This window comes from Emticicia sp. BO119, assembly GCF_013912375.1.
Classification (GTDB): Bacteria; Bacteroidota; Bacteroidia; order Cytophagales; family Spirosomataceae; genus Emticicia.
On sequence record NZ_JACETV010000004.1, the window covers coordinates 317,875 to 339,293 of the forward strand.

General features: G+C 37.8%; 15 protein-coding genes. 6 read left to right on the forward strand and 9 right to left on the reverse strand.

Features of this window, described 5'->3' with window-relative positions; all coding sequences use genetic code 11:
• Positions 1-74 precede the first annotated feature (74 nt).
• Positions 75-4,826, reverse strand: coding sequence for a T9SS type A sorting domain-containing protein (locus H1R81_RS15260; protein WP_181841603.1), 4,752 nt, complete (start codon positions 4,824-4,826; stop codon positions 75-77).
• Positions 4,827-4,992: 166 nt separating this feature from the next.
• Positions 4,993-5,700 (reverse strand): gliding motility-associated ABC transporter ATP-binding subunit GldA, encoded by a 708-nt coding sequence (gene gldA, locus H1R81_RS15265; RefSeq protein WP_181841604.1) that lies wholly within the window; start codon positions 5,698-5,700, stop codon positions 4,993-4,995.
• 187 nt (positions 5,701-5,887) lie between these two features.
• On the opposite strand from gldA, the gene H1R81_RS15270 reads away from it, so the two are divergent.
• The gene (locus H1R81_RS15270) at positions 5,888-6,976 is read left to right on the forward strand and encodes a Gfo/Idh/MocA family protein (RefSeq protein WP_181841605.1); all 1,089 of its coding nucleotides are present in this window, start codon (positions 5,888-5,890) and stop codon (positions 6,974-6,976) included.
• Between the two features lie 76 nt (positions 6,977-7,052).
• Here the strand turns inward: H1R81_RS15270 and H1R81_RS15275 are convergent, their stop codons facing one another.
• The gene (locus tag H1R81_RS15275; RefSeq protein WP_181841606.1) at positions 7,053-8,843 is read right to left on the reverse strand and encodes a family 43 glycosylhydrolase; all 1,791 of its coding nucleotides are present in this window, start codon (positions 8,841-8,843) and stop codon (positions 7,053-7,055) included.
• 95 nt (positions 8,844-8,938) lie between these two features.
• Here H1R81_RS15275 and H1R81_RS15280 point away from each other — a divergent pair, with 95 nt between their 5' ends.
• Positions 8,939-9,343 (forward strand): hypothetical protein, encoded by a 405-nt coding sequence (locus H1R81_RS15280; RefSeq protein WP_181841607.1) that lies wholly within the window; start codon positions 8,939-8,941, stop codon positions 9,341-9,343.
• Positions 9,344-9,451: 108 nt separating this feature from the next.
• Here the strand turns inward: H1R81_RS15280 and guaB are convergent, their stop codons facing one another.
• From guaB to H1R81_RS15305, 5 genes are all read right to left on the reverse strand, one after another.
• Positions 9,452-10,918, reverse strand: coding sequence for an IMP dehydrogenase (guaB, locus tag H1R81_RS15285; protein WP_181841608.1), 1,467 nt, complete (start codon positions 10,916-10,918; stop codon positions 9,452-9,454).
• Between the two features lie 146 nt (positions 10,919-11,064).
• Positions 11,065-12,405, reverse strand: a complete 1,341-nt coding sequence (xylA, locus tag H1R81_RS15290) for a xylose isomerase (protein ID WP_181841609.1) — start codon at positions 12,403-12,405, stop codon at positions 11,065-11,067.
• 208 nt (positions 12,406-12,613) lie between these two features.
• The gene (locus tag H1R81_RS15295) at positions 12,614-12,874 is read right to left on the reverse strand and encodes a SemiSWEET transporter (protein WP_181841610.1); all 261 of its coding nucleotides are present in this window, start codon (positions 12,872-12,874) and stop codon (positions 12,614-12,616) included.
• 170 nt (positions 12,875-13,044) lie between these two features.
• Positions 13,045-14,322 carry a tail fiber domain-containing protein gene (locus tag H1R81_RS15300; protein ID WP_181841611.1) on the reverse strand — a complete coding sequence of 426 codons (1,278 nt, stop codon included), beginning with the start codon at positions 14,320-14,322 and terminating at the stop codon, positions 13,045-13,047.
• A gap of 132 nt (positions 14,323-14,454) precedes the next feature.
• Positions 14,455-15,729: an Hsp70 family protein gene (locus tag H1R81_RS15305; RefSeq protein WP_181841612.1), complete on the reverse strand. Its 1,275-nt coding sequence runs from the start codon at positions 15,727-15,729 to the stop codon at positions 14,455-14,457.
• A gap of 222 nt (positions 15,730-15,951) precedes the next feature.
• On the opposite strand from H1R81_RS15305, the gene H1R81_RS15310 reads away from it, so the two are divergent.
• From H1R81_RS15310 to H1R81_RS15320, 3 genes are all read left to right on the forward strand, one after another.
• Complete coding sequence (locus H1R81_RS15310) at positions 15,952-16,983, forward strand: sensor histidine kinase (RefSeq protein WP_181841613.1); 1,032 nt, start codon at positions 15,952-15,954, stop codon at positions 16,981-16,983.
• Positions 16,983-17,687, forward strand: a complete 705-nt coding sequence (locus tag H1R81_RS15315) for a LytTR family DNA-binding domain-containing protein (RefSeq protein WP_181841614.1) — start codon at positions 16,983-16,985, stop codon at positions 17,685-17,687. The genes H1R81_RS15310 and H1R81_RS15315 overlap by 1 nt, the downstream gene beginning before the upstream one ends.
• Positions 17,688-17,838: 151 nt before the next feature.
• The gene (locus H1R81_RS15320; RefSeq protein ID WP_181841615.1) at positions 17,839-19,041 is read left to right on the forward strand and encodes a PQQ-dependent sugar dehydrogenase; all 1,203 of its coding nucleotides are present in this window, start codon (positions 17,839-17,841) and stop codon (positions 19,039-19,041) included.
• Between the two features lie 177 nt (positions 19,042-19,218).
• Here H1R81_RS15320 and H1R81_RS15325 read toward each other — a convergent pair whose 3' ends face one another.
• Positions 19,219-20,082, reverse strand: a complete 864-nt coding sequence (locus H1R81_RS15325) for an SDR family oxidoreductase (RefSeq protein WP_181841616.1) — start codon at positions 20,080-20,082, stop codon at positions 19,219-19,221.
• A gap of 133 nt (positions 20,083-20,215) precedes the next feature.
• Between H1R81_RS15325 and H1R81_RS15330 the strand changes: the two genes are divergently transcribed.
• Positions 20,216-21,397: a putative sugar nucleotidyl transferase gene (locus H1R81_RS15330; protein WP_181841617.1), complete on the forward strand. Its 1,182-nt coding sequence runs from the start codon at positions 20,216-20,218 to the stop codon at positions 21,395-21,397.
• Positions 21,398-21,419 lie beyond the last annotated feature (22 nt).

The following is a 21,419-nucleotide window of genomic DNA, read 5'->3' on the forward strand; positions in this document are numbered from 1 at the left end:
TGCAAAGAAACAGATTAAATGCCGTTTGATTACGCATCTAATCTGTTTTCTTTAGGTTTAAATAAGATATGGTCTCAGAACTTTATCAACTTCCTTGTCACAAAGTCTCTCCCTATCTGCATTCTAATCAGGTATTCACCAGCGGCCAAATGATTTAGGTTCAGGTATTGTTTCTTATAGGTTACTTGTCCCAGATTCTTTTCTGATAATGTTTGACCTTTCATATCCAATAATTGATACGAGACTTCCTGCGATACTGGTAAATCAAAGATGATTTCACAATAACTTTCAGCCGGAACCGGAGCTATGGTGATTTTATGACCAATCAGTGGCTCATTGCCCAAAATAATCACATTTACTTTAGCTTCACCTGAAACCGTACCTTCTCCACAGGCATTTTTAACAGAAATCAGTTTATATATATAATTCTCTTCAATCTTAACCGGATGAATTCTTTCTGAGGTTTCTGATGTTCCTTCCTGATTATTATTGAGTTTATAAGTGAATGGAGGGCTTGAAGCAAAAGCTAATCTCAGGTTAACAATGTCTCCGAAATTTACGGTTGTATCACCTGCAATAGTTGCTGTGGGTAATTGCGTGCTTGGATATATTTTGACTTTCGGAGTAAATGCAGCACAATCACCAGATTGGATAAGTGCTTTGTACGAGCCCGGTTGAGTAGCTTTTAAAGTAGAAGCACTATTTTCTAAATTTATATCATCTTTAAACCACTCGTAGGTGTACCCATTCTCTTTGTTGGCATTAAGTAGCTGAAAACCACCATTGATACAAATAGCAAGGCTATCAATAGCCGGATAAACTCTGTTCCTGAGCTCTTTTACGTCTACTCTGATAGCATTAGATGTAGCCTTACAGTCTTTATATTTTGTCTTAACGAAATAGTTGCCTGACTGCTCTATTGCCAGAAGTTCTTTATTATTTGATATTTTCTGCTGCCCATTATACCATTCAACTGTAAATTTTGGGTCATTGCCAAACTGCAGATTACTTACTTCAGATAAGTACAAATCGATACTTTTCCCTTTACAGGTACTGATTTCCGAATTGTTTAATTCATTACCCGGAAAGGATATAACCGGATTTAATTTCCTTCCTAAAAATATGGGTTGAAAAGTACTACAGGTTTCGGTATATCGGCTTTCTACTATATATAAGCCCTCTTCGGTAGGTACTTTTATAGAATAATTATTAGTACCTATGACTTTATCTTTATACGTCCACTGATAAGTTTTAATGAAGTCCGGCCTGTAATTAGTATAAAGATTCATGGAGTCTGTGCATGTAAAAACAGTGTCAACAGGCAACACAAAAGATTTCTCTACAAATCTGAATCGGGCTGTATCAGAAAAAGCTATACAGCCTTTCTGGTCAGCAGGGTAGAGCTTCAGAGAGTAAGCTCCTGATTCTTTTATGGTAAATGATTGTGAACCGTTACCATCATTTACAAAAGATCTTTTTTCTATCAACTTACCATCCTTGTATAATTCTTTTTCCCAACTATACATCTCTTCAGATCTCTGATAATGTCCCATCTCAACACTGCTTTTCTGGCATAAAGTAATGGTTTCTTTGGGATTTATGATTTCGTATTCAGAGTAATTTAATAATTCTATACGCATGGTGTTTTGTTTTACTACTTCCACCTTATTAGAATTCACAACACAATCACCCTGTTTTATTTGTAAGTAATAAATGCCCGGTTCTGTAGAAGAGTAGCTATAATTATTGGCTCCTTTAATATCTTTCCCATTCTGTTTCCACTGAAGATTAAAGTTGCTTGATGCTTCCAGGCCATTATTCATTATCTGCCACGAATAATCATTACTGTAAAATCTGACTTCTAATCCCTCGCACACAAATACTTTATTATTACTTGAGCTATTCTCGCTATAAGCCCAAATAGTATTGGGTAAATCTTGTCCTATTTGAATCAGGATAGAGTCAGATACTGCCTTACAAGACCCCTGAGAGGCGACGAGTTTATAATAGCCACTTTCTTTGGCAGTAAAAATCTCATTTGCCGGTTTTTTATCATAAACCTTATTATTTTTCACCCACTCGTAAGACGTATAAGTAAAACTATTATCTTCTTTTAAAGGTACACCGAAGCCTACACAGGCACTTGTAATACCGGATGCAGACGAAACAGAAGGTTTGGGTATAGTGCCTGTTTTAATACGTATAGAATCTGACGCAACTACACAGCCGTTATCATTTACTTCAAAAAAGTAGATACCGCTCTCTTTTGCCTCAAAATCCGGTTGTGTGGCTCCTGGCACATTCATGCCATCTTTTTTCCATTGAACAGAAACATTACCAACACTATTTGATGTCAGTTTTGTCGCATATCCTTCACAATGTGATGCCTCGCTTGAATAATATCTGTTTCCCACCAACGCATATACATAACGGGCTCTTCCGTTGATATTAAAATTTTTACTTAGAGCCACGAATGAGCCATCTTCATTTTCAATAATAAAATACAACCCAATGCCATTTACATCAGGCAATGTTATCTGCGCACTATCGCCTGAAAAAATGCCTAATTCATATTTTGACCAGTAGTTTTCTAATCGGATTTTAAATTTTTTATTTTTGGGTAAATCGGCAGGTAATTTGAATTTAAGCTTAATTTTCTCCTGATAGCAATAGCTGTCTTTCAGGTTTGTAAACTCAAAATTATCCGTACAGATTTCAAGTGTACTCCCATGAGGCGGAATATCCATAGGAAACATGCAAAAGGTATTATTATTATAATATTGAAATGTAAAAAACTCTTTATTACCCTTCATTTCTATTTTACCCAGATTCACATATTTCTCCTGAATACCATTGCCGGATAAATTAACAGAACTCCCAAATGAATTACCTCCGAGCAGGCTATAATTTAAATAATAATTACCTGGAATGCCTCTAAATTTGACAATCAGATTCTGATTAAGGCAAAAGCGGCTGGCAAACTCAAAAGAGAAAGCAGGTTTTTTAATGACAAGCACTTGTACCGAATCTTTAAATGAACAATTATCGATCTTTGTTGAAAGAACATACCATCCTTCTTGTTGAGATTTAATGCTATCGATGCTGATAACAGGCATACTTGATGTAAACCCATTAGGACCTTTCCATGAAATATCAGCGTTTTTTAATTTTGATTCAAGGCTAAGCTTTGAACCCTCACAAAGGGTCGTTGTTTCACCTAATATTTGATTACCATAGACAATAGATTCTGTGGCTACAGAGCATAAATCCTTCTGCAAAACAGCATAGTAAGTACCATTATCATTTTTAGTCAGTTTTAACGTAGCAGTTGTTTGGTCAGGAATAATAGCATTGTCTTTGTACCAATAATAGCTGATGCCTTCATATTGAGTAGCTGTAAGAATACTGGAGTCGCAAGATGCTGAATTGATACTTAACTTGGTTGAGATAGCTTTTGGAGCGATAATTTCTACTGTATCAGAGAAAACCGGTTCACCTGACAAACAAAAAGGGTCTGTGATTGTGAGATGATATTTACCTGCCTCAGAAATCTGAAAGCCAGAATAAACGTAGGCCGTATTTTTGGTCTGCACAAGTACACCATCTTTATAGAGCTTTAGTTCACTAACGTATAAGTGATTTGTATATATCTCAATATGACTATTGTTGCATAATGTGATTTTTTTACCTCCTATTTTCTTTTCATTATAAAGTAATGAAATTCTATTTTTAGTCAAATCTAAACGAACCGGGTCACTTTTACAGCTTTCTGTCTGATACTCTACCCTATAATCACCATAATCAATTCGCTGGTGATAGAAATTTTTTACATTTGATATATTATACTTTAATACATTGGTATTAAGGTCATAGAATTGCAGCTTATTATTACCCTTTAAATTAGGGTCAGTAAGATAAATATCTCTCTGTGTACAGGAATTATACTGCCTCATTGAATTAAAGTCTAAGGGCGAGATTTTTGTGTCAAGCGAGATATATACAGGCTTTGTTTTAATGATACAATTATCTGTATATTCTGTAGAAGCATAATAAATACCCGACTTAGTTGGAGTAAAGCTATAGATATTTTCTACATATTGTCCATTCAAGTACCAATCGGCTTGATAGGCAGTAGTGAAGGAATAAGTATTGTCTTTACATAACAGAATCGTGTCACTCTTTACGTCTATGCCATTTTCGAAACGTAAGTAGCTATTGACTATATTTTCTTTGCTCGCCTTAACATTTATGGGGGAAGAAGTAGTGGAACAAGCGCCTGAAGAACCTCGTACAGTATATATTCCCGAAGAAGAAGGATAAAAAAAGTATTCATTCTGATTCGGAATATCTTTGCCGTTTTTTTGCCATTGATAGGTAACTTGTGGTAAGAATAAATCGGTAGATACTGTTACATCAAAAGGAGATGACACATTCTCACAGATAGTTAACTCTTCTTTTGAAATCCGTAAATCAATGCTCTCTGTAAATATAATTTCAATTCTTCCGATTTTATATAAGCAATTCTTACCCTGTATCTCAACGGCATATCTACCACTTATGGCCGTTTCAAGTGAAGGAGTCTGAGCTACAAGGGTATCGTTTCTGAACCATTGAAATTTTAAACTATCTGATTCTAAATAATCTACCTGAAAATTTGCCTTTAAACTTTTGCAGATATTTACACGAGTATAGGAATTCCCATTATATTCAGATGTTAGAATGGGAGTCTGGTTGATACTCAAAGTATATTCCTTATTACATTGAGCCTGAACGAAAGAAACTGAAACAATACATAAAACAAAAAAAAGCAGTAGACGTTTAGCCATAGCAAATAATAAAAATAGATAGTGATTGGTTTGATAATCAGAAGAAGTTTTTAATCAACAAGCAAAACAGTTTAACAACTTCATCAGGATTGATGTCGCAAAAATACAGATAATTTTGGCAGGATAATATCTGGCAGGAGATTTCTTTAAGATTTAAAATAGAAGTTTATGTAGTCAATTCCCTGAAAACTTCTTCAATGGCTTTGTCACCTTTTTTGAGTTCAGACAATGTACTATCAGCAACTATTTTGCCGCGGTTAATGATTACCACACGGTCGCAGATGGCTTCTACCTCCTGCATGATATGGGTGCTGAAGATAATTGTTTTATCCCTACCTACGTTTTTAATTAAATCGCGTATCTCAACTAACTGATTAGGGTCAAGTCCGGTTGTAGGTTCGTCTAAAATCAGTACATCGGGGTTATGAATCAAAGCCTGAGCAAGACCTACGCGTTGGCGATAGCCTTTTGATAATTGTCCGATTTTTTTATGTTTTTCAAGTCCCAAGCCTACCCTTTCTATGGTTTCATCAATCTTGATTTGTAGTGTTCTGCCTTTTAAGCCATAGAGTGAGCCTGCAAAATCTAAAAATTCTTTCACGTACATATCCAGATACAAAGGATTATGTTCAGGCAAATAACCGATGCTGGTTTTCACTTGCATAGGCGAGTTTCTTACATCAAAGCCATTGACTTCTGCCGTGCCCTCCGTAGCCGGAATATACCCCGTCAGAATCTTCATGGTGGTTGATTTTCCTGCCCCATTCGGGCCAAGAAAGCCGATGATTTCTCCTTTGTTGACTTGGAACGATATATTATCCACGGCTCTTTGGGTGCCGTAAACTTTACTTAGATTCTGAACTTTGATAGACATTGCCGAGCGGTTCTATGGTATATATACTGATGCTTTTAGCTTGTAAAACCAGTATTTTTGTAAGTATAAAGAATTAATTACTCATTCTTAACGCAAAAATAGATTTTATCGTGAAAAGATTCTTTAAAAAATATCTTTACTGCGCTTTTTAATTAAATTTGTTCGTATTCAACCATTTAAACAAGCGATGAAAAAAACACTCCTGTTAATCCTTATCAGTATTCAGTTTACCTTTGCGCAAGACAAAGTCGTCCGTATAGGTATTGTTGGCATGACACACGACCATGTGTTCCAGATTCTTAATAATGTTAAACACGACGGCGTAGAAGTAGTAGGCTTTGCCGAACCCGACAAAGCTCTTGCCATGAAGTATTTTGCCAAATATAAATTGCCTGAAAGCCTTTGGTACGCCAGTCTCGACGAAATGCTTGAAAAAGCAAAACCGGAAGCAGTTTGTGATTTCAGAAGTATAATCGAACATCTGGAAACCGTACAGAAATGTGCCCCTAAAGGCGTACATGTAATGGTAGAAAAACCGTTAGCAGTTAATCTGGCAGCGGCTAAACAAATGGAGGGCCTGGCTAAGAAATATAATATTCAGTTATTGACCAATTATGAAACTACATGGTATGCCAGCAACCACGAAGCTTATAAAATGATTAATGAAGACCATGCCATTGGTGACATCAGAAAAATAGTGATTCATGATGGTCACTCTGGCCCTAAAGAGATTGGCGTGACCAATACCTTTATGGACTGGTTGGGTGACCCTGTGAAAAATGGCGGTGGAGCCATTATAGATTTTGGTTGCTACGGTGCCGATATTATGGCGTGGATGATGAAAGGGGAAAGACCTACTTCGGTAACAGCTATTACCCAGACTATCAAACCCGATATGTATCCAAATGTGGATGATGAGGCAACAATCATTGTGACTTACCCCAAAGCACAAGGTATATTTCAGGCCTCTTGGAACTGGCCTTTTGATAGAAAAGATGCAGAATTTTATGGCAAAACTGGTTATATTATTGCTGATAGAAGCCTGCAAATGCGTGTAAGAAAAGGTAATAGAAATGCGCCACCGGAAGAGAAAGTGGAAATTAAACCTTTGGCTTCGCCCATGAATGATCCTTTCAGTTACTTTGCCGCTGTGGTAAGAGGCAAAGTAAAATCTGAAGATGATTTGGGTTCATTGAAAATCAATATGGTGGCAATGGAGATTCTGGATGCTGCCGTGAAATCATCGAAGGCTAAGAAAACCATTGAATTGAAATAAACGTAGTTCGGTAATTTAAATCCCGTAGGGACTTAAAAGTATCCTGTTGTTCCATATTTATTCTTTTTAAAATAAATTACTTGGGGCCGATTACTTCGCTTACAGCAGAAACACCGTTTTCGTTAAAGGCTTCGATAGAAAAATAGTATTTCTGTCCAACTGTTAAGGCTCTTAGTTCAAGATTAGATGGGGCATCTCCCCAAATCTGGTAAGTCTGATACAGCTTATCCGGTGCGATGCCCCATAATATATTATATCCTACTGCCTCAGGCACTTTCTGCCAGCTAATATCTGCATTACGGTCATCTTTTTGTCTTATTACATTTAAACCTTGTGGTGTAACTGGGGCAGTTCCTGTACCTTTCCCGAAAATGCGTATATCGCTGATGGCCAGGTTTGGCATTGGCACGTGTATATTCTCAAACTTGATATATCGTGTTTTCACAGGTTTTGCGAGCTCTTCATAGGCATTCGGGCGGTCTCTCTTTTCGTTGGTATTATCTACAATTTTTATCCATGTCTTATTATCCAGAGAAGCATAAACTCTGTATTGAATATATACTTTAGGCAAGGCACTATCATAAATATCTGACTTATAGTCGGTATAATTGATTTGAAGAGAATGTACATTTTGCGGCTTTTCTAAATCAATCGAGAGAGTTTCTCCACTTTTATTGGTTTTAGCTACCCAGAAAGTTCTTGGATTTTCGTCAGTAACTAAGTTGGCAGAAAACTTGTCTTCCTGAACGGACGAAGATGTACATGGTTTTTTGTAAGATAGCAGCATCCAGCCTGCAAATAATTCGTTTTTATCTGTCCACTTTTTCGTGGGTAATAGTTGGGGAAAATCCGCAAAGCGACTATTAGCATACATTTGTCCGTCTTTATCGAAGCCAGCGGGTACCATTTCAATCCGGCGTTCGAAATTCCAGTTAACTGCAATCCAGGGGGTTCCTGTATTCCAATAATTGCCATATAAATCCTGAAAAGTATTGCCATGCCCCATACCTGTCATAAATCCGCCTGGTTTATAAGATACCGGATTGTATGGGGCATAGGTGAACGGGCCTAATGGGTCATCGCCTACATAAGTGCCATTGGCATAGACATTAAACTCTGTACCGGGAGCACCGTATTGCAGGTAATATTTGCCATTATGCTTCGTCATCCAGGCACCCTCTGTAAAAGGTTTGATAGTATCTCTGTGGTCTCTGCCAAAGCGTTCCCATCCGTGTTTTTCAGGGTGTAGGTAAATTAAGCCTTTGTAGTTGTCTTTCTCTTTATAAGTCAGGTTTTTGCTTTTATCTAATTCTGCACCAAATAGCGGATAGACGTTTGAGGAACCCCAGTACATAAACCAACGGTCGGTGTCTTCATCATGGAATAAAGCCGGGTCCCAAGGACCTATGTCTTTTGGTAATTGGGGTAGCCAACGGTTATAGAAATGCAGTTTGCCGTTTTCGGGTGTGGTTGTATAGAAAATAGGTCTTTGCTGAAAGGTTGATTGGAAGAGATAAAGCGTATCACGCACTGAAATAGCAGCAGGGGCACACATATCTTCCATGGGCCAACGACTTGGAATAATGTATTGCCAGTTTAATAAATCTTTCGATTTCCAATATCCTCCCTGAATGGTATGAAAGAGATAATATTCATTTTTATGCGTAATAATTACAGGGTCAGCGCCTGAGCGATAGGATATTTTCTCATTAGTTTGTTCCCAGTTATACTGGTAGTTAATATCCATCGGGTTGCAGAAGGTTTTCTGCTTAAATGGCTTGGGCTTGGCAATGTTTAGTTGTGGGCTTTGCGCCAGACTGACTGTTGTGCAAAATAATAGGATAAGTAATAGGTGAATGCGTTTCATAGGTCATGGTTTTGTTTATGCAAATATAAAATAAGTAAGCATAAAACCATGAGATTGGGGATTTTGTGTATATTGGTTTATTAATGTGACTGAATATGAAATCTATAAAACTCTTGCTCTTAATTATACTCTATTCTTTTTATAGCTGTAAAAAGGAAATGAATGTTACGATAGTTGAAGAGAAATTTGAATGTATTCTGCCAGTACAAAAAATAGAATCCCCTGAATTAATAGGTGGCAAAATAGAAATGTATAAATACATCCTTGCTAAAATTGAACCTTATAAAGCTGAAGATAGGAACTGTAATAAAATATATGTTCAATTTTACGTATCAGTAGATGGTAAAGTTGAAATAATGAAAGGGGTTGAAAATTGTCCTTTATTAAAGCAGAAGATAATTACAGCTTTCCAGAATATGCCTAAATGGCAATCCGGAAAGGTAGAAGATAAAGTAACAAAATTGAGAATGACAATCCCTTTAATTCTTGAATTTGATTAGAAACTAAAGAATTATAAGCGGACATTGTGCAGACGATTTGAAAAATCATGATACAAAAAAAACGGCTCTTTCGGGAGCCGTTTTTCGTTTTATTACTAATTGGAATTATCATCTCGAATAATTCGGTGCTTCACGCATAATCTGAATATCGTGCGGGTGGCTTTCTTTGATACCTGCGGCTGTAATTTTTACAAATTTTGCCTGTTGTAAACTTATTATATCGCCAGCGCCACAGTAGCCCATCCCTGCTTTCAGTCCACCTACCATCTGATACAGAATTTCGGCGGCACGGCCTTTGTAAGGTACACGTCCTACGATACCTTCCGGTACTAATTTCTTAATATCATCTTCGGCATCCTGAAAATAACGGTCTTTTGAGCCATCTTCCATCGCTTCTACTGAACCCATACCACGATACGTTTTGAATTTACGTCCTTCGTAAATCACCATTTCACCCGGTGCTTCTTCTGTTCCAGCCAATAACGAACCCATCATCACAGTGCTGGCACCTCCTGCAATGGCTTTGGTAATATCACCTGAGAAACGGATACCCCCATCAGCAATTACCGGAACACCATATTTGGCAGCAGCTTTCGCAGAATCGGCCACGGCTGATAATTGCGGCATACCAATACCGGCAATGATACGGGTGGTACAGATACTGCCCGGCCCTACACCAACTTTAATAGCATCTGCTCCTGCTTTGGCTAAAGCCTCGGCCGCTTCGGCAGTAGCAATGTTTCCTACAATCACATCTAATTTCGGGAATGCAGCCTTAATACGTTGTAATGTCTCTATTACCCCTTTTGAGTGGCCGTGGGCTGTATCAATACTCACTACATCAACCCCTGCTTTTATCAGACCAGCCACACGTTTTTCAATATCAGGCGTTACACCTACAGCTGCTCCGGCAATCAGACGACCTAAACGGTCTTTGGCTGCATTGGGGCGGTCTTTCTTTTTAAGAATGTCTCGGTAGGTAATTAAGCCGATTAATTTGTAGTCTTTGTCAACAATCGGTAGCTTTTCGATTTTATAGTTTTTCAGAATTTCTTCTGCTTCTGCCAGACCTGCGCCTTCATGACCTACAATCAGGTTTTCTTTGGTCATGATTTCTACAATTGGTTTCGACATTTCAGTCTGGAAACGTAGGTCTCTATTCGTAACGATTCCTTTTAGTTTATGATTTTCATCTATAACCGGAATCCCTCCTACTTTAAATTCTGCCATCAGGCGTAGGGCATCGCTTATGGTAGCTCCTTCGCTTAATGTAATAGGATCGATAATCATACCACTTTCTGAACGTTTCACCTTGCGTACCTGCTCGGCTTGCTGTTCAATAGTCATATTTTTATGGATAATACCGATACCTCCTTCCTGCGCCATTGCAATAGCCATTTCATACTCTGTCACGGTATCCATAGCGGCAGAAATGAGAGGAATATTTAACTGTATATTTTTGGTCAGATAAGTTTTCGTTTGCGTATCGCGGGGGAGAACTTCTGAATAAGCCGGAACGAGGAGAACGTCGTCGTAGGTGAGTGCTTCGTAAAGCAACTTTGAAGAATCTAACATAGCAAATAATTTCGTTTTCTTATTTGCCAAGCAAAATTACGGAAAATATTTGGAATGGCAATTGCCTGCTATGAATTAATTAAAAATTAATATAAAAAGCCCTGCAAATGATATTTTACAGGGCTTCATTTATAATCAATAAGTTTTTAGATATATTGATTGATAATCATTTCAAACAACTCCTGTTTTCCGCTGATTTGTGCAGGCTCCCCATCTCTCAGGGCGATACCTCTCAAATCAGTCAATGATAATTTACCTTTTTCAAAGGCAGCACCATCACCACCATCAAACGAAGCATAACGCTTCGTACGTAGGTTTTTATAGTCTGATTTCTCAAGAATGTTATTGGCAATCAATAATGCTCTTGCAAAAGCATCCATACCTGCAATGTGTGCAATAAAGATGTCTTCCAGGTCAGTAGAGTTTCTACGGGTTTTCGCATCAAAGTTTATACCACCTGTCGAGAATCCACCTGCTTCCAGGATAACCAACATGGCTTCTGTTAATTCAAACAAATCAATCGGGAACTGGTCTGTATCCCAGCCATTTTGATAATCTCCACGGTTAGCATCAATACTACCCAACATACCTGCATCAGCAGCCATTTGTAGTTCGTGTGCAAAGGTATGACCTGCCAACGTAGCGTGGTTTACCTCAGCATTCAACTGAAAATCTTTATCTAAGCCATAATGACGCAAGAAACCAACGACAGTTTGTACATCGTAGTCGTACTGGTGTTTCGATGGCTCACATGGTTTTGGCTCAATATAGAATTTACCTTTGAAGCCCTGACTACGTGCATAATCACGGGAAATAGTCAGGAATTGCGCCAGGTGATCAATTTCACGTTTTGTATTTGTATTCAACAAAGACATATAGCCTTCACGACCTCCCCAGAATACGTAGCCTTCTCCCCCTAATTCGATTGTGGCATCAATGGCATTTTTTACCTGTAAACCGGCATGAGCCACTACCGCGAAATCAGGATTGGTAGAAGCACCATTCATATAGCGTGGGTGAGAAAACAAGTTGGCTGTACCCCACAATAATTTTACACCACTTTCGGCTTGTTTTTGTTTCGCAATGGCAACAATGGTTTGAACGTTCTTTTCAAACTCGCTTTGTGAATTGCCTTCTGGAGCAATATCAATATCATGAAAACAATAGAAAGGTGTACCTAACTTGGTCATGAATTCGAAAGCTGCATCTGCTTTATCTTTAGCCGCTTGTAGCGGATTGCTGTTTAAATCCCAAGGAAAAACTTTTGTACCCGGGCCGAATGGGTCTCCACCGGTTCCGCAGAAGGTATGCCAGTAAGCCGTTGCAAAACGTAAATGTTCTGCCATTGTTTTGCCAGCTACTACTCTGTTAGCATCGTAGTATTTAAACGCCAAATAATTATTAGATTCTTTTCCCTCATAAGCAATAGGTTCTTTAATGAATGGAAAATATTCTTTTTCACCTATCGTAACTTTCAATTTTGTCATGATTTCTGCTCGGTTGAATATGAATAATTTTTAAATATGATGCGAAGTAAATTATTAAGTGTCAAATTTACAATTATTTTTCTGTTTTTTATCATTCTATTCAGAATATATCATTAAGAATAGGTACAAACAACAAAAATCAGACATGGAAATGCCTGCTCAAAATTGAAATAAAATTTTGACTTTAAAAAAGATGCAGCAAACTCTCTTACTTCAAAGAGTGATTATTATACTTAAACTTGAAGAATAAGATAATCAATGCGAGTATCAAGGTTACACCGTTCGCTGCAACAACAGGGAAAGCATTAGCTTTAATACCATAGATTAACCACATAATGACTCCTGTAGTAAAGATTAAGAACATGGACAGAGACACGTCTTTGGCCGATTTAGTTTTGTAGATTTGTAGTAATTGCGGCACAAAAGCAACTGTAGTTAATATGCCCGCAATGTATCCTAAGGTTTCCATAATTTTCTTATGACTCAATTATTTACTTTTCCTGAAATTGAATCATATTGCCAAAATAACGGAAAAATTATACCATTCAGTTCATTTTACCATATAATCACAGGTAATACTTTGTATAGTACAATTTCAACATACAAACTCAGCCTAAAAAAATGGGTTAAATTACCTGTTTACTTCATTTCTTCTTTTTCCAGATTCTGTAACCTTACTTCAAACAAATCAAACTGTTTTTTAAGCCGGGCATTTTCTGATTTCAACACTTCATTTCCTTTCTCTAAAGCAAGTACTTTTTCATTCAATTCTTTAATAGCTTCTACTAATACAGGAGTCAGGCGGGCGTAATCAACCGATTTAAAGCCATTTACATCGGTTGCCACCATTTCAGGATAAACCTGTTCTAATTCCTGAGCAATGAAGCCTGTCTGACGTTGTGAAGTGAATGCCTGTTCGGGGAATTCGTCTATTCGCCAGTCATAATTAACACCTCGTAGTGTCAGCAGATTAGTTAGTGAGTTTTGTAGACGAGAGATATTCTTTTTATAGCGGAAGTCCGATACACAATTATAACTGGCTGCGCAGAGGTTACCCGTAATAAAAGCAGAGCCTTGTACCTGAAAATTTTCTGATCTTGAATCAAGATTTGCCATTGAGCGGTTAATACCAATTTTATCGGTTGAAAAATTACCCCCGATAAGTGGCGACGAAGTTCCCGAATTATCAATATAAAGCCTGTTGCTACCTGTTTCAGAATAACCTGCGTTATAACCAATAGCTACATTACTGTTTCCAGTTGTATTATTATTGAGCGCATCGTAACCTACTGCTACGTTATTGGAGCCTGAAATATTAGCATAAGAAGCACCATAACCCAATGCTACATTAAGTGTACCATTTGAAGGCGTAAACCCATTGCCGGCCAAAGCATTACCCCCCAACGCTGTATTAAATCCGCCAGCCGAAAAACGCATGGCATAAGTGCCTACCGCAGTATTATAATTGGCACTTGTGGCTCTGCCAACGGCATCGTAGCCAATAGCAACATTTGTATAGCCCCCTACATTTTCATCAAGTGCGTTGGTACCAATAGCGATGTTCCAGTATCCTACAGTATTATTCTGAAGACTACTTTTACCTAAACCTATATTAGAGAATCCCGTAGTATTTGACAGAAGGGAATAAACCCCTATTGCCGTATTATCATCACCACCACCATCTGGGGTGCTGGCATTATTGTAAAGTGCTCTATAACCCACAGCCGTATTAAAATCACGCGTGTTTACCTTTAAGGCATCTTGCCCTACAGATGTATTAAACTCTCCTAAAGGATGCTTGGCACTTATCTGGCTTGGCAAAATAGTAACACTGCTCGAATTATTGTGTAAGTAATAATTACCTTGTGAGAAAGCTCCATTTGTAATTAATAGAAGAAGTAAAAATAATTTTTTCATGTCAGTATGTGTTTGTAACTGACTGAAAATAAGTACTTTATTTAATTAAATAAAAACAATTAATTGAAAACCACACGATTAATTTATTAAGTGGTTTTATAGGTATGATTATGATTTTCTATGCTTTTTGGGTTAAGCAATTGCTGAAACAACCTTATAGCTATAAGCCAGTCCCATAGCTACGCTATTAAAATTATCCCCTGATTTAATCTTGTTCTCGCCAAAAAGTTTAACGAAAATGTTTTTTAAAGGACGTACCATTGAAGTACCACCAGTCATAAAAACCACATCAATATCCTGTGTATTAACGCTATATTTTTCTAAGAAATCTAACAGGTAATCTTCAATTTTATCCAGATTCTTGTTAATAATTTCGTGTTCAAAATTTTCGATCGTAATGGGCTCCTTAAAGTCAATTTCGTTCTGGTTAAACTCAAAAGAGGTTTCATTATTATGAGTCAGGTCTATTTTGGTTTTTTCTATCTGCTTGAAAAGCACATAGCCCAGGTTATCTTCAATCAAGGTCAACAGGTTTTTGACTTTGGGGTTTTTTCCTGAGAAATTATAAGACTTGCTGATATTGATTCTCATGCGGAGGGTATCTAAGAAGTTCATTTTTTCCCAGGAGCATATATTCTGAAAGTAAGACAAAGGTAAATCTATCTGCTTGCCAGGTGTGAATTCTTCTTTCACCCCTCTGCCAAAGTGCGAAGTACCCTTATGCCACATAATATCAGAATCAAAACTATCGCCACCAATATACACGCCGCCTTGTGCAATCATATCAGCTCCTCTATCAGCCTGGTTAACAGCTTCCGGATTAAGGCGCATCAAGGAAAAATCAGAAGTACCACCACCGAAATCGGCAACTAATACCAGTTCTTCTTTTTGAATCTGGCGTTCGTAAGTAAATGCGGCCCCGATTGGTTCCATCTGGAAATAGAAATCGGTGAATCCGGCTATTCGAGCTGCTTTTGACAAGCGTTCTTGTGCTAAGGCATCTTTTTCTGGATTTTCATCAAATACCACAGGGCGTCCAATGACAGCCGTCGTAACAGTTTCACCCAAGAAATCATCCGCCTGTTTTTTGAGGTGAATCAGAATCAAGGAAACCAAATCTTCGGCTTTATATCTTTTATAACCAATTACAGTATCTATAAAGCTTTTATTAGGTAGTACCTTTTTGATAGACTTCATGAAACGTCCACGTCTTCGGTTCTCTACATAGCGTTCTATGGCCTCGTTACCTATCGAAAAAGTGATTTGTTCTTGTGCACTTTTGGTCTCCGGGAAAAACAGCAAAGAGGGGGTAGTGAATAATTTAACAACGTTGTTGGTTTTAGTATCAAGAATAACGAGGGCAGAATTACTAGTGCCAAAATCAATTCCGTAAATAAACTGACTCATGATGAAATTTCAATGAAAATGTAAGTGGGGAAATTGACAACAGGTAAATTGATGTAAAAAGTTTCATTAAGGGGAATAAAATTCAATTAATACCCGCATATCTTATAAAACCACCAACGGCGTTTGTCGCTAAAATAACAGCTTGGTCTAAATTCACTGGATTATCAATCTGAAACGAAAAATAGCCGATATATTTGCGTTCTGAACACTACCGAGGGTGTAATGATTGATAAGAAGACTTTTATACGCTTCAATCTGATATTCTGGCTACTCTACTTTTTGTATGAATGGTTGGGCGGAGGGGCTATGACCGAAAACTACCATGCCTCTCTTATCAAGGCCTGCGTTTATATGCCTGCGGCATTTATAGTATCTTATCTTTCGATTCATATCTTATTTGAAAAATACTTCCTGACCGACCACAAAACTATCTTTTGGGTAGGTTTGATTTCTGTAGCTATTGTTTTTATCTTTATTAAACGAGCTATCAATTATTACCTGATTTACCCTTATATAGAGGCGCATCCTTATCCTGGCCCGTTTGTTTATTTCCCTAAGCTGCTATATGAGTTTGTAAACCTGTACTTTCTCGTATTTCTCTACAGTATGTTCTATTTTATGCGGGGTTGGTACAAGCAACAACAGACTATGCAAGACCTTAAACAGGAAAAAACCGCTGCTGAATTAGAGCTACTGAAATCCCAGGTTCAACCGCATTTTATCTTTAATACGCTCAATAGTATTTATGCCGAAGCCTTTAAGAAAAGTCCTGAAACAGCGCAGCAGATTATTAAGCTATCTAATCTGATAGAATATACTTTATATGATTCAAAGAAAGAAAAGGTGGCGTTGGAAGATGAGTTAAAGTATATCAGAAACTATGTTGATTTACAGAAAGTAAGAATTGGGGATAAGGTGGATGTGTCTTTTAATATTTATGATAACATCAATCATATTCTAATTCCGCCATTGTTATTGTTGCCTGTTATTGAGAATTGCTTTAAGCATGGTGTAAACAATTCAATTAAGCCCTCATGGTTGAGAATTGATATTTCTGTGAAGGGAAACGAGTTAGTTGTAAAGGTTGAAAATAGTGTAGAACCCGATGCGCAAAGTCCCAAACTGCATAATGGTGGCTTAGGTTTGAGTAATGTAAAACGACGCTTAGAGTTGCTGTATCCGGGCAAGCATGATTTCAAAACCTATAGCGAAATGAATAGTTTTTTAGTAGTCTTAAAATTAGAATTTGAATAATGAGCTATCGTTGCTTAATTATAGATGACGAACTACCCGCAAGAGAATTAATCAAGGCATATCTGGAAATTTTGCCCGATTTCGAAGTAGTGGGCTTATTCGATAATGCCATTGATGGCTTTATTTATCTGCAAAGCAACGAAGTCGATTTGCTGTTTTTAGATATACAAATGCCCAAAATGTCTGGTCTGGATTTACTGAAAGCCTTGCATAAAAAACCTGAAGTAATTCTGACAACTGCCTTTCGTGAATACGCAGTTGAGGCTTTTGACTTAGAGATATTCGATTATTTAGTAAAACCTGTCAGTCAGGAGCGGTTTTTAAAAGCTATTTCCAAATTCCTGCATTTTCAGGAGATAACCAAGGCGATCAGCCCCGAACCCAATGCTTTTAATAACGCCTATTTATTTCTGAAGGTTGATAAAGACCAGGTCAAGGTCTTTCTGAATGATATTCTATACATTGAGGGTTTAAAGGATTATATAAAGGTATTCACCAGCGAAAATTTATATGTGGTTTATGAACGATTGGGTTATATGGAAGCTAAATTGCCTGAATCAAAATTTATCAGAGTGCATAAATCGTTTATTGTAGCCATTGATAAAATCAATACTTATAATAATGATTCTTTGAAAATTCACCAGCAGGAAATACCGATAGGTCGGATGTACAAACAGGTGTTTTTAAATAAGATGGGGAGCTAAGAAAAAAAGCAATCGGAGATTAGAAAATGGAATAACTGACAAGCAGGCTATGAGCAGGAAAATCCCTTTTCTGCTTTCTATTCGTCTTCCTTGATGTTCCTTTTTTCCATTCTCCATATTCTAAATCAGTATCTTTAATTTTAAAATTTATATGAAAAAAGCAGCATTAGTTTCATTTGTATTTGCTTCATTAACTTATGTTTCATGTGCACAAGGCACTGCCGATTCGGCTCCTGTTGAAACAAAAGCACCAAACGCTACCTATAAACCGGCTTTTGCCGGACAAACCAGAGCCAATGGTATAAAAACTAAAACTCCTTATAGCTTTAAGGTTCTTACGGAGGGATTAACCTCTCCCTGGGGCATAAAAAGCCTGCCTGACGGAAGATTAATTATTACTCAAAAAGAGGGAACTTTAAGAATTGCCAAAGCAACCGGAGAATTAAGTAAACCCATTACAGGTTTACCGGCTGTAAACTCAGACGGCCAGGGAGGTCTTTTAGGTATTACCATCGATCCTGCCTTTGAGAGAAACCGTATGGTTTACTGGACTTTCTCAGAGAATGTAGCAGGAGGAACGCATACCTCTGTGGGCAAAGGAAAACTTTCGGCTGATGAAACCAAAATTGAAGGAGCAACGGTGATTTATCGTGCTACACCTGCACACAATGGTACTTTACACTATGGTGGCCGTATAGTATTTGATAAAAGTGGGAATCTCTTTATCAGCACAGGCGAACGCTCTGATCTGGTTACTCGTCCGCAGGCGCAGGCACTTAATTCAAGTTTAGGAAAAGTTATTCATATTACTACTGAGGGCAAAGCCGTAGCAGGCGGCCCGTTTGCGGGTAATACTGAGGCAAAACCTGAATTGTACTCTTATGGCCACCGCAATGTGCAAGGGTTAGCCTTTCATCCGGTTACAGGCGAACTTTACTCAAATGAATTTGGCCCAAGAGGTGGTGATGAAGTAAACCATGTGCGTGCAGGTAAAAACTACGGTTGGCCAACAATTACTTATGGTATTGAGTATAGTGGGAAAGCAATTGGTGAGGTGATCCAACAAAAAGAAGGAATGGAGCAACCAGTCTATTATTGGGATCCGTCTGTATCACCAAGCGGTATGACTTTCTATAGTGGAGATATGATGCCTGAGTGGAAAAACAACCTTTTCGTTGGCTGTTTGAGCGGGATGCACATTGCGCGTCTGGTAATTGAAAACGATAAAGTAGTAGGCGAGGAGCGTTTGCTTTCAGAAGAATACCAACGTTTCCGTGATGTAACACAGGGCAGAGATGGTGCTATCTATGCTATCACCGATCAGGGGAGACTATACAGAATCGCAAAAAAGTAAGTTTTAGTTAAATAAAATAAATTGTAATTAAATTAGAAATCCCCTTACCATTAGGGGATTTTCTTTTCCTGAGAATACCTGAAATGGATTAAGATTTACTTGTCTTTAGCCAGAACGATTATTGATTGAATCGGCGCAGCGACTGCTTAATCAATATATTTCTACTTATATTCTAAGTTAAATCCTCTCAGCAAATGCTTTCAGCGTAATAGTAGGTTTCCCTAACTCTTCCCATGTTTGAGCAGCCTCAAATTTTTCAGGGTATTTATTCAAAGCTGTTACAATGTGATAACCATAATCAAACTTCCGGGCAAAAATCCCCATGATTTTCATCAGGAACATTGGTGCCCACATGGTGTGAAGTTTCTCTTTTTTATAATGTTTGATGAAAACTTTAGCTGCCTCAGCCTGCGTAAAAGCATCCGGGCCTTGCACAACATAATCTCTGTTTTCGTCTTTCAGTATTTTAAATGAACCCACTACTTGTCGGGCATAATCTTCAGCAGCAATATAATAGAGCGGATATTCTGATTTGCCTCCAATAGCAATCATATTTCCCTGCCTTGACTGGTACGCTATACTTTCCATAAAAGTAGAAGGATAAAAAATAGTATAAGGAATGCCCGATTCTTTAATTTTTCTGACTGCTTCTTTTTTAATTCTGAATATCCACCAGTCAAACCCATCCATGCCCTGATACAGGTGTACTAAAGAAGAAAGATAGGTTATGCGTTTGACATTTCGGGCTTTGGCAACTTTTATAACTGTATCTAAGCCTTCCTGCTCGGTATGAAATCCATGTTCTTTCTCGGTTTGTGTTACCGATAAACTTAGAAAAATAGCTTCCTGACCTTCAATAGCTTTTTCTATATCGGACTCATTCTTTAAATCACCTTTAATAATAGTAGCTTTCGGAAAGAGTTTTAGGGCAAGGGTTTCATTTCTTACCAGCACTGTAACATCAAAACCAGCATCAATTAATGCCCGCGTTACAGGTTTGCCTAATAAACCCGTCGAACCGAAAATTACTATCTTTTTCATAAATATATCAGCTAAAATTAAGGGTAGTCAATTGATTTCAAAGGTATTAGATTTCGTCTCTCAGGACAAACAAAATTTAGATGAAGGGAAAACTTTATTTATCTTTACCGCAGGAAAAACTAAAGAAAATAAGATGAACTATATTGCTTTTGATGACCTTCAGCTAAGAAATCAATTGAAACCTTTTACTTTTACCAAACCTGTAATCGAAATCAGATGTGGGATTCTGACTATCGGCCAGAAATGGGAAAAGGTACTTGGGACAACGCTCTCTTATCTGACCGAAACCTACCTGCAAGAAAAATTCAAGCATATTATCGCATCAGATAATTTGTATCTGAACGGGTGCGTGTGCCCGGATTCGCATCTTCTGGCGACAATTCAGCAACTAAAAGAGGATGAAATGTTAATAACAAGTAATGTCGCTATCGCTATCAGAACTTCACAGAAATTAAGTTTCCCGATTGATTATACCCAGTTTGAGACTAAAGAATTAGTGGGGCATAGACCAACAATCATCCAGAATCTACCAGATATTTATTTAAAAAACGGAGACCAGATAAAAGCTGATTTCCAGTTAATTACAAAAGGCAGACAATCACAGACCATTACCGACCTCTTTACACGCGTTTATGCAACTGAAAATGTGTTTGTAGAAGCAGGGGCAAGTATCAAAGCCGCCATTATTAATGCCGAAAATGGCCCTGTTTATATCGGTAAAAATGCAACCATACAAGAAGGGGCTATTATCATCGGGCCTTTTTCGGCTGATGAGGGGAGTATTGTGGCATGGGGGGCTAAAATGCGGGCTAATACTACACTTGGGCCATTTTGTAGAGCAGGGGGCGAAGTTGGTAATTCTATTTTATCGGCCTATAGCAATAAAGCGCATGATGGGTTCTTGGGTAATTCGGTAATTGGTGAATGGTGTAACCTTGGCGCAAATACCAATAATTCTAATCTGAAAAACGATTATTCTGATGTAAAACTTTATAGTTATGCTACTAAACAATTAGAAAAAAGTGGCGAATTATTCTGTGGCCTTTTTATGGGAGATTATACCAAAGCGGGTATCAGCACCATGTTCAATACCGGTACAGTTGCAGGGGTATGTTCCAATATTTTTGGTGCGGGTTTTCAGGAGAAGCATATTCCGTCTTTTAAGTGGGGTGGGGTAGATTCAGGCTATGCGCTTTACCGTTTCGATAAAGCCATGCAGGTAATTAACGAAACCATGAAAAGAAGAGATAAGCAACTGACAGAGACAGACCTGCAAATTCTTCAATACATTCATGACACAGAGTCTTCTATTTGATGAGAATATCGTAACTTTGCCC